This is a genomic window from Rhizobium sp. BK418, assembly GCF_004341105.1.
GTDB lineage: Bacteria > Pseudomonadota > Alphaproteobacteria > Rhizobiales > Rhizobiaceae > Rhizobium.
The window spans coordinates 305,529-315,141 of record NZ_SLZK01000005.1; the positions used below are offsets into that span (position 1 = coordinate 305,529).

Annotated in this window: 6 protein-coding genes; 2 read left to right on the forward strand and 4 right to left on the reverse strand. The window is 58.1% G+C overall.

Translation table 11 applies throughout. The features are described from left to right. Window positions 1-123: 123 nt before the first annotated feature. Together pyc and EV281_RS21360 are read right to left on the reverse strand one after the other, a co-directional pair. A complete protein-coding gene (pyc, locus tag EV281_RS21355; RefSeq protein WP_132655984.1) occupies window positions 124-3,588 on the reverse strand; it encodes a pyruvate carboxylase in 3,465 nt (1,154 codons plus the stop codon). A gap of 117 nt (window positions 3,589-3,705) precedes the next feature. Beyond that, window positions 3,706-4,446 carry a LuxR family transcriptional regulator gene (locus EV281_RS21360; RefSeq protein ID WP_132655986.1) on the reverse strand — a complete coding sequence of 247 codons (741 nt, stop codon included), beginning with the start codon at window positions 4,444-4,446 and terminating at the stop codon, window positions 3,706-3,708. 316 nt (window positions 4,447-4,762) lie between these two features. On the opposite strand from EV281_RS21360, the gene EV281_RS21365 reads away from it, so the two are divergent. Then, a complete protein-coding gene (locus EV281_RS21365; protein WP_132655988.1) occupies window positions 4,763-6,526 on the forward strand; it encodes a glucan ABC transporter ATP-binding protein/ permease in 1,764 nt (587 codons plus the stop codon). A 136-nt stretch (window positions 6,527-6,662) separates the two neighbouring features. Here the strand turns inward: EV281_RS21365 and EV281_RS21370 are convergent, their stop codons facing one another. After that, window positions 6,663-6,902, reverse strand: a complete 240-nt coding sequence (locus EV281_RS21370) for a hypothetical protein (RefSeq protein WP_132656301.1) — start codon at window positions 6,900-6,902, stop codon at window positions 6,663-6,665. Between the two features lie 418 nt (window positions 6,903-7,320). Here EV281_RS21370 and EV281_RS21375 point away from each other — a divergent pair, with 418 nt between their 5' ends. Further along, a complete protein-coding gene (locus tag EV281_RS21375) occupies window positions 7,321-8,286 on the forward strand; it encodes a magnesium and cobalt transport protein CorA (protein WP_132655990.1) in 966 nt (321 codons plus the stop codon). A 50-nt stretch (window positions 8,287-8,336) separates the two neighbouring features. Here the strand turns inward: EV281_RS21375 and opgC are convergent, their stop codons facing one another. Continuing rightward, entirely contained in the window at window positions 8,337-9,566 is a 1,230-nt protein-coding gene (gene opgC / locus EV281_RS21380) for an OpgC domain-containing protein (RefSeq protein ID WP_132655992.1), read from the reverse strand. Window positions 9,567-9,613 lie beyond the last annotated feature (47 nt).

The window sequence follows — 9,613 nt, forward strand, 5'->3', positions numbered from 1 at the left end:
ATCTATGAGAAAGCCTCCTCGCCCGGCAAGGCGAGAAGGCTGCTAACTCTCAGAAAAACCAGCTTTTTAGACGTCAGATCGTACACAATCAGGTGATATCGAAGACAAACAACCGTCCCCTACTCAACCGGCATAGACGACGAGCAGATCCTTGGCGTCGATCTGGTCGCCGGCCTTGACCAGCACTTCCGAGATCGTACCGTCCTTCTCGGCATGCAAAGCCGTTTCCATCTTCATCGCTTCGATGGAGAGGAGGACGTCGCCGGCATTGACCACCTGACCGGGCGCAACGAAGACGCGCGAGATGACGCCCGGCATCGGCGCGCCGACATGGACGGCATTGCCAGCTTCCGCCTTGCGCCGGGCCGCGGCCCCCGAGGCGCCATGCGCCCGATCCGGCACCTTGATGCGGCGCGGCTGGCCGTTGAGCTCGAAGAAGACGGTGACCATGCCCTGACTGTCGGTACCACTCATCGCCTGATTGACGATGACCAGCGTCTTGCCTTTTTCGATGTCGGCAAACAGTTCCTCACCATCCTTGAGGCCGTAGAAATAGGAGGGCGTCGGCAGCACCGAGACCGGACCATAGGTGTCCGCAGCCAGTGCGAAATCGGTAAAGACCTTGGGATACATGAGATAGGAGGCGAACTCGAAGTCGCTCACCTCCCGCTCGAGCTTGGCTTCGATCGCCTTGCGCTCCGCCTCGAGATCGGCATCCTCAAGCAGTGAACCGGGGCGCACCGTGTACGGCTGCTCGCCCTTCAGCGCCTTCTTCTGAAGCGCTTCCGGCCATCCTGACGGAGGCTGACCCAGATCGCCTTTCAGCATCGAGACCACCGATTCCGGGAAGGAAACTTCCCTATCCGGGCTGACGACATCGGCAACTGTCAGGTCTTGGCTGACCATCATCAGTGCCATGTCGCCGACGACCTTGGAAGACGGCGTCACCTTGACGATGTCACCAAACATCTGGTTGGCATCGGCATAGGCTTGGGCAACTTGGTGCCAACGAGTTTCCAGCCCCAGCGAACGGGCTTGCTCCTTGAGATTGGTGAACTGGCCGCCGGGCATTTCGTGCAGATAGACTTCGGAAGCCGGTCCCTTGAGGTCGCTCTCGAAGGCCGCATACTGATTGCGAACCGCCTCCCAATAGAAGGAGATGCGGCGGATCCATTCAGGATCGAGGCCCGGATCGCGCTCTGAACCTCGCAGCGCTTCGACGATCGAGCCGAGGCAGGGCTGCGATGTATTGCCCGAAAGCGCATCCATCGCAGCATCGACGGCATCGACACCGGCATCCACGGCAGCGAGAACCGTGGCAGCAGCAATGCCCGACGTATCATGCGTATGGAAATGGATCGGCAGGCTGGTCGCCTCACGCAGTGCCTTGAAGAGCACTTTGGCCGCAGCCGGCTTCAACAGGCCAGCCATATCCTTCAGTGCAATGATATGAGCGCCCGCCTTTTCGAGCTGGACGGCAAGATCCGTATAATATTTGAGGTCGTATTTCGGCCTGGCCGAATTGAGGATATCGCCCGTGTAGCAGATCGCCGCTTCGCAGAGCTTGTTCTCCTCGGCAACAGCGTCCATCGACACGCGCATATTTTCCACCCAGTTCAGGCAGTCGAAGACGCGGAAGAGATCAATGCCGCCCTTGGCGGCCTGGCGGACGAAATATTTCACGACATTGTCGGGATAGTTCTTGTAGCCGACGCCATTTGCGCCGCGCAGCAGCATCTGCAGCAGCAGATTGGGAGCCGCCTCGCGGATCAGTCCCAGGCGCTCCCACGGGTCTTCCGTCAGGAAGCGCATGGATACGTCAAAGGTGGCTCCACCCCAGCATTCCAGTGACAAGAGGTTCGGCAGCGCATGTGCATAGGTGCCGGCGATCCTGGAGATGTCATAGGTGCGCATGCGGGTGGCAAGCAGCGACTGGTGACCGTCACGCATCGTCGTGTCGGTTATCAGCACCTGTTTCTGATCGCGCATCCACTCGCCGAATTTCTTTGGTCCGAGCTGATCGAGCAGTTGCTTCGTACCATCGGCAATCTTGCCGTGGTCTGCATAAGGCACGACCGGTTTGGCGGCGTCCTCTGACGGGCGCGGACGATCCTTCGCTTCAGGATGACCGTTGACGGTGACGTCCGCGAGGTAGGTAAGCAGCTTGGTGGCACGGTCCTGGCGTTTGACCTGCTGGAAGAGTTCCGGAGTCGAGTCGATGAAGCGCGTCGTGTAGCTATTATCCTGGAACTTCGGGTGCGTGATGATCGCTTCGAGGAAGGTCAGGTTCGTGGCGACACCACGGATGCGAAATTCCCGCAAGGCGCGGTCCATGCGGGAAATGGCTTCGAGCGGATTGGGCGCCCAGGCCGTCACCTTGACCAGTAGCGGGTCGTAATAACGGGTGATGATTGCGCCGGTATAGGAGGTGCCGCCGTCGAGGCGGATACCGAAGCCCGATGCCGAACGATAGGCGGTGATACGGCCATAATCCGGAATGAAATTGTGCTCCGGGTCTTCCGTCGTGATACGGCACTGCAGCGCGTGGCCGTTGAGCCGGATATCCGCCTGCTTCGGCACGCCGGATTCTTCAGTGCCGATCGCAAAGCCGTCGAGGATGTGGATCTGCGCCTTGACGATATCGATGCCGGTGACGACTTCGGTAACGGTGTGCTCGACCTGGATGCGCGGATTGACTTCGATGAAATAGAATTTGCCGGTATCGGCATCCATCAGATACTCGACTGTGCCGGCGCCAACATAGTTCGTCGCTTCGGCGATCTTCAGCGAGTAGGCAGCAAGTTCCTGCCGCTGCGCGTCCGACAGATAGGGCGCGGGCGCACGCTCGACGACCTTTTGGTTACGGCGCTGGATGGAGCAGTCGCGCTCGAAGAGATGGACGACATTGCCATGCGTATCGCCGAGGATCTGGCTTTCGACATGACGGGCGCGCTCGACAAGCTTCTCGAGATAGACCTCGTCCTTGCCGAAGGCGGCCATCGCTTCGCGCTTGGCCTCCGTCACCTCACGGGCGAGGTCGGCTTCGGAGCGGATGACGCGCATGCCGCGCCCGCCACCGCCCCAGGAGGCCTTCAGCATGATGGGATAGCCTATGGCTGCCGCCATCTTGGCGACTTCGGCCATATCATCGGGCAGCGGCTCGGTGGCTGGCACGACCGGAACGCCGACGGAAATGGCGAGATTGCGCGCTGCGACCTTATTGCCGAGCTGACGCATCGTATCGGCCCGCGGACCGATGAAAGTGATGCCCGCAGCATTGCAGGCATCGACGAACTCGGGACTTTCAGAAAGCAGACCATAACCCGGGTGAATGGCATCGGCGCCCGAAAGCTTGGCGACGCGGATTACTTCGTCGATCGAGAGATAACTTTCGATCGGTCCAAGGTCACGGGCAAGATGAGGCCCGCGTCCGACTTGATAGCTCTCGTCGGCCTTGAACCGGTGCAGCGCGAGTTTGTCCTCTTCTGCCCATATCGCGACCGTTTTTATGCCGAGCTCGTTGGCCGCGCGGAAGACGCGGATGGCAATTTCGGAACGGTTGGCAACAAGGATCTTGGATATGGGCAATGTACTCTCCTCAAAGCACGAAAAACGGGCCATGCTGCACCCGCGAAGAGAATTCTTAACGTGCTGTTACAGAAAGTTCAATTTCCTCCGTTATGGCGAAACAGAATTTCTCAAAATCTAGGTAATCAGGCCATAGCGAAAAGCAAGCGCCACCGCCTGCTGCCGGTTTTTGGCCTTTAGCTTGTCCTGCAGGCCATTCATATACCAGTCGACCGTATGATTGGAGATCTTCAAATGCTTGCTGATCTCCATCGAGGTCATACCCTCGGCGAGATAATGCAGAATTTCCATTTCGCGCCGGGTCAGCTGCGTATCGCTGATCGGCACTGTTTCCAGCACCGCGGCCTCACCTCGCATATCAAGCAGCCGCCAGAAGGCCCTGCGGGCGATCGTCTCGAAAAGCGAGATCTCTGCCGATGAAAGCTCGGTCGGCTTGCCGCCAATGCTGAGGCTGCCAAGGATGCCGTTTCGCCCATAGATTGGGAATATGTAACCGTCTTCCAGCCCGTGGCCATAGGCATCAACCATCATCTGCTCCATGCGGCGCCAATGCGGATCATCCCTGAACGCCGCCATACTGTCGCGCCACCGGAAGGAGCGTTGCGCATGCGCAAGATACCGTATGGTCGGATCGACAAGCACGTATTTCTTCGCGGCATAAACGTGCTGCCAGCTTTCTGGCCAGCGGCCGGCCAAGGTCACACCCCATGGGTTGTCTCCATGCTTGGGATGACGAAGCAGTCCATAGTAGTCGAATCCGCCGGCGAGGATCACCTTTTCGAGTTCACCGATCACACTTTCAGCGTCGAAGCTTTCTTCGAGAATGATAAGGAATTGAATTAAAGAATGAATTTGCACAAAAACGCCCCTTGCCCGAATCAACGAGGCCGTCGGAGCAGGCTTTATAACCCGCCGCTGAACGGTCTTTTTAAAAAGCTACAACTCACGAACTGGATGGTGCGCTAGACGCTCCAGGTAATGCAAGCGGAAATTGTCGCCCTGTATGCCTAAGCAACAATTTAGAAACGATGGTCACTTGTTGCACTTCCGATGACAGGATGCACAAATTTCGAAGCCGGATTCCGAATCTGAAGGCCTCGTTAATCGTCGGTTCAGGTAGCTTTTCGTAGCATCGCATCATCCCGTTTTTCGCAGATGCAAAAGAGGTTCCGACGTGTCGTTATTCAAGGTCTATGCAAGAGCCCTGCGCTATCTTGGCGCCTACAAGCTCCGCGTATCCCTCGTCGTTATAGCGAACATCGTATTGGCGGCGATCACCATCGCCGAGCCGATCCTGTTCGGCCGTATCATCGATGCGATTTCCGGCAAGGGCGAGGTCAAGCCAATCCTTATGATGTGGGCGGCTTTTGCCGTCTTCAACACCATCGCCTTCGTTCTCGTCGCGCGCGAAGCCGACAGGCTGGCCCATGGCCGCCGCGCGACACTTCTGACGGAAGCCTTTGGCCGCATCATCTCCATGCCGCTTTCCTGGCACCATCAGCGGGGTACGTCCAACGCACTTCATACGCTGCTGCGCGCCTGCGAAACCTTGTTTGGCCTGTGGCTGGAATTTATGCGCAACCATCTTTCGACGGCAATTGCGCTTGTCCTGCTCGTCCCGACGGCAATGTCGATGGACTATCGCCTCTCCGCTGTCCTGATCCTGCTCGGCATCGCTTACTGGCTCATCGGCCGCGTGGTCATGAGCCGCACGAAGGATGGCCAGGCTTCGGTCGAAAACCACTACCATACCGTCTTCGGCCATGTCAGCGATTCCATCAGCAACGTCTCGGTGCTGCACAGCTACAACCGCATCGAAGCTGAAACTCGCGCGCTGAAGTCCTTTGCCGATCGCCTGCTGCAGGCGCAGTATCCGGTGCTTGACTGGTGGGCTCTCGCTAGCGCGCTGAACCGCATGGCCTCGACGATCGCCATGATGGTCGTGCTCGTCATCGGGACCGTGCTGGTCCAGAACGGCGAACTGCGCGTCGGCGATGTCATTGCCTTCATCGGCTTTGCCAACCTGCTGATTGCCCGCCTGGATCTCATGCGCCAGTTCGCTACGCAGATCTTCGAAGCACGCTCGAAGCTGGAGGACTTCTACGTTCTGGAAGATTCCGTTCGTGAACGCGAGGAGCCTGCCGGCAACGGCGAGATCAAGGACGTCAAGGGTGACGTCGAGTTCAACGACGTCTCCTTCGGCTTCGCCAACAGCTCTCAGGGCCTGCACAACGTCTCCTTCAAGGTAAAGGCCGGCCAGACGGTTGCGATCGTTGGCCCAACCGGCGCTGGCAAGACGACGCTCGTTAACCTGCTGCAGCGCGTCTACGATCCGCAAAGCGGTCATATCCTTGTCGACGGTATCGATATCAGCAAGGTCACGCGCAAGTCGTTGCGCCGCTATATCGCCACCGTCTTCCAGGATGCAGGCCTGCTGAACCGCTCGATCAGTGACAACATTCGCCTCGGCCGCGAAAACGCTTCGGAAGAGGATATGCGCCGTGCTGCCGAAGCCGCTGCCGCGTCCGATTTCATCGAGAACCGCGACGAACAGTACGACACCCATGTCGGCGAGCGCGGCAACAAGCTCTCCGGCGGTGAGCGTCAGCGTATCGCGATCGCCCGCGCCATCCTAAAGGATGCGCCGATCCTGGTGCTGGATGAAGCGACCTCCGCGCTCGACGTCGAGACGGAAGCCCGTGTCAAGGCTGCGATCGACAACCTGCGCCAGAACCGCACCACCTTCATCATCGCCCACCGTCTCTCGACGGTCCGCGAAGCCGATATGGTGCTGTTCCTCGATAATGGTCGCATCGTCGAGAACGGCAGCTTCGAGGAGCTCAGCCACTCCAACGGCCGCTTTGCTGCCCTGTTGCGGGCCAGTGGCATCCTGACGGACGACGAAGTCCGCAAGGCACATACGACCGAAGCCGCCTAATGGCTTCGAGCGGGACAAGGAAAAGCCGGAAGGGCATCGCTCTTCCGGCTTTTTGTTGGGTGAGATTCCACGCGTAACACCGGCGGATACCGACGGTGTCCCTTCGCCCTGCCAGTGCGGCCATGCCTAGGATGTTCTAGGCCGCTTTTTCGTAAACTAGATCAGGCGCAACGATCCATTCGCCCGGTTTGAGCGACATGACTTCGAGCCTGCCGCGGTCGTCTCTGGCGGCGACGCCGACAAAGCGATAGCGGCCACCGTTCGGGTCGATAACCACGGAACCGATTGGTTTGGCGCGAAGATGGCCGACCACGGGACCGTCTGCCTTGGTAGCATCGAGCAGAAAATATTCGTGAGGAATGTTCCGGCTAACCATCAAGCGCCCTTCGCTTCGGATAGCCAAACCGACATTCGGTGTTGCCCCTGTCTGTATTGCGGTAGTTGAGCGATTGATGTCAGCGGGAATCGATTTGCGGCGGATGTCATAAGCGTCGCGATCGGAGGAAATCAGGTCGAGTGGCAGGTCGCAAACTTCGCTGTGCCGGCGGCTGTTGGCGAGGATATCGGCTGGCGTCCTTGAGTTCGAAGTACGGCTTCGTGCTCCATATCAGTGGCATTGCCCTCTGTGATCGCAAATGGATCGACGCAGGTAACCGTTCCATTCGTGATAAATGGCTAAAAATCAAAATCTCGCAGTGATCGCGAGGCCTTGTCGTCTTGGCCCGTAACTGCACATTCTTGCCTAAGCGTCGCGAGATGACCGGATCGCAGACGCAGGATTGAGCGGAGCGTAAATGAGCATTGTTGCATCATATTTGTACCGCGATGGTCGGCGGGCGGAATCCTTCGACATCGAAAACGGCATTGTTCCGACGACGAAAAACGAATTCGTATGGATTGGTCTGCACGACCCCGATGAGCGGGAACTCTTTGCTCTGCAGAAAACCTTTGGGCTTCATCACCTCGCCGTAGAGGATGCCCTTAACCCGATCCAGGTTCCAAAGCTCGATATTTACGATGGACAACTTTTCCTCATCACCAAGACCGCCCATCTGGATGGCGACGCTATCGAATATGGAGAGACGGCGATCTTCATCGGCGATCACCATGTCGTCACCGTCAGACACGGTTCCGATCGCGGCCACAGCACGCTGCGCAAGCAGCTTGAAGCAGCGCCCGAAACGCTGAAGAACGGCCCGGACTATGTGCTGCACGGCGTGCTGGATTTCATCGTCGACGGGTACCTCCCCGTTGTGCAGACAATAGAGGATCATGTGCTGGAAATGGAGCAGCGTATGCTCGATGCTTTCCTAAGCCGCGATCAAATCAAACGGCTCTTCCGATTGAGACGCCAGATCATACGCTTCCAGCGCGTCCTCGGCCCGATGTCGGAAGTGTGCGGAAAACTGGTCCATCTCGATCTGCCGTGCATCGATACGGAGACGCGCAAATACTTCAGGGATGTGAACGACCACGTCCGGCGCGTCGAGACCACGACGAGCGGTCTGAAGGACGTCATTACCTCGGTCTTCGAGGCGAGCAATCTCCTGGAGCAGCAGCGTCAGGGCGTGATCACTCGACAACTTGCGGCCTGGGCTGCTATTGCAGCAGTGCCGACAGCCATTGCCGGCATCTACGGCATGAACTTCGAGAACATGCCGGAGCTCAAGACGGAATATGGCTACTACGTCGTCATCGCGATCATTTTAGGCCTCTGTACCATTCTCTTTTGGCGCTTCCGCAGATCGGACTGGCTTTAAGGGTGCCTGCGCCGCATAGGACGAGATTAAGCCTCAAAGCAAGCTCTTGCCTATTTGCGTTTGCCCTGGCCGTAGGTGTCGGTCGCTCTGCTGGCATGGACCGCCACCGGAATGGCCCCGACGGCAAGGGGCCGAGCCTTTTCCTGCTCTCTCTTGTATTCGAGATGATAGGCATAGGCGAACTGGGCGGCGATACCCACAAGCACGAAGAGCGGGCCGATGACCTGATCGCGATTGGTGATGTAGAGCAGCACCTGGCCTACCATCGCAAGGATAGTGCCGGCAACGAAGATATTGAGCGAGTGTCGGCCGAGGATTGTCAGCGGATGGTCGGCCGGGCGGCGGAAAGCCTGCGATATCGCCGGAATATTGATCACCAGATAGGTGAGGGCCAGCACATGCAGAAGGCGCGGCAGCGACAGGAAGGTCTTGTCAAAACCGGTCAGCACCGCCGGTAGACCGAGCGCGGCAAGATAGTTTCCTATATCCCATAGCTGGGCCGTGACCCAGACGAACGAGACGATGACATAGGCCAATGCCAGCGCAAAGAGCACCGGATGGCGTGGAAGCTTGCCACCGCGCTTGACATGCATTATCGAGACGATGCCGATCGTGAACAGGAACTGCCAGGAGAAGGGGTTGAGGAACCAATCTCCCTCGAGCAGCATGTTCTGCGGCGCGATCTGATAGATGCCGGCAATCAGCCAGACGGTGCCGGATACAGCCAGCGCCAACAGCGTACTCTTCTCGTTCAGGAGCAGGATCAGCGGTACCATCAGCATCAACGCGCCATACATCGGAAGGATATTGTTGTAGCCGATCTGATGGCCGAGCAGCAGCAGGGCCGGAATGCCCTCCTTCAGGTTCATTAGCACCGCCAGAATATTGATCTCGACCAACAGCCCCGGCCGGTGGAACAACCAGGCACCGCAAATGAAGAGCGCCAGCGTCACGAAGGTGGTGATCATATGTGCCAGATAGAGCGTGAAGGCACGCTTTGCTGCCTTGATCGCTATCTCCAGCCGCCTGCCGGGCTCGAAGCGCGAGCCGTAAGCGAGACCGACCGCAATGCCCGAAATCAGCACGAAGGCTTCAGCGGCGTCGGAAAAGCCGAAATTCTTCGTGGTAATATATTCGAAAATCTGTCCGGGAACGTGATTGATGAAGATTGTGATGAGTGCGAGCCCACGTAATACATCGAGTCTCGTATCACGCTTTGGCGCCGCCACTGAGATGGAGCGTCCTTGTGCTCCAATGGCCTTGGTCGGCAAGCTTGCCATCGTGTCTCTCCTGTCATCCGATTTTGCAAACGCTACGCCGGCCAAAA

What these genes read in the sequence shown, in the direction of transcription:
- EV281_RS21370 (WP_132656301.1), bottom strand. Translation starts at nt 6,902, where the DNA reads ATGGTTAGCCGGAACATTCCTCACGAATATTTTCTGCTCGATGCTACC.
- EV281_RS21375 (WP_132655990.1), top strand. Translation starts at nt 7,321, where the DNA reads ATGAGCATTGTTGCATCATATTTGTACCGCGATGGTCGGCGGGCGGAA.
- opgC (WP_132655992.1), bottom strand. Translation starts at nt 9,566, where the DNA reads ATGGCAAGCTTGCCGACCAAGGCCATTGGAGCACAAGGACGCTCCATC.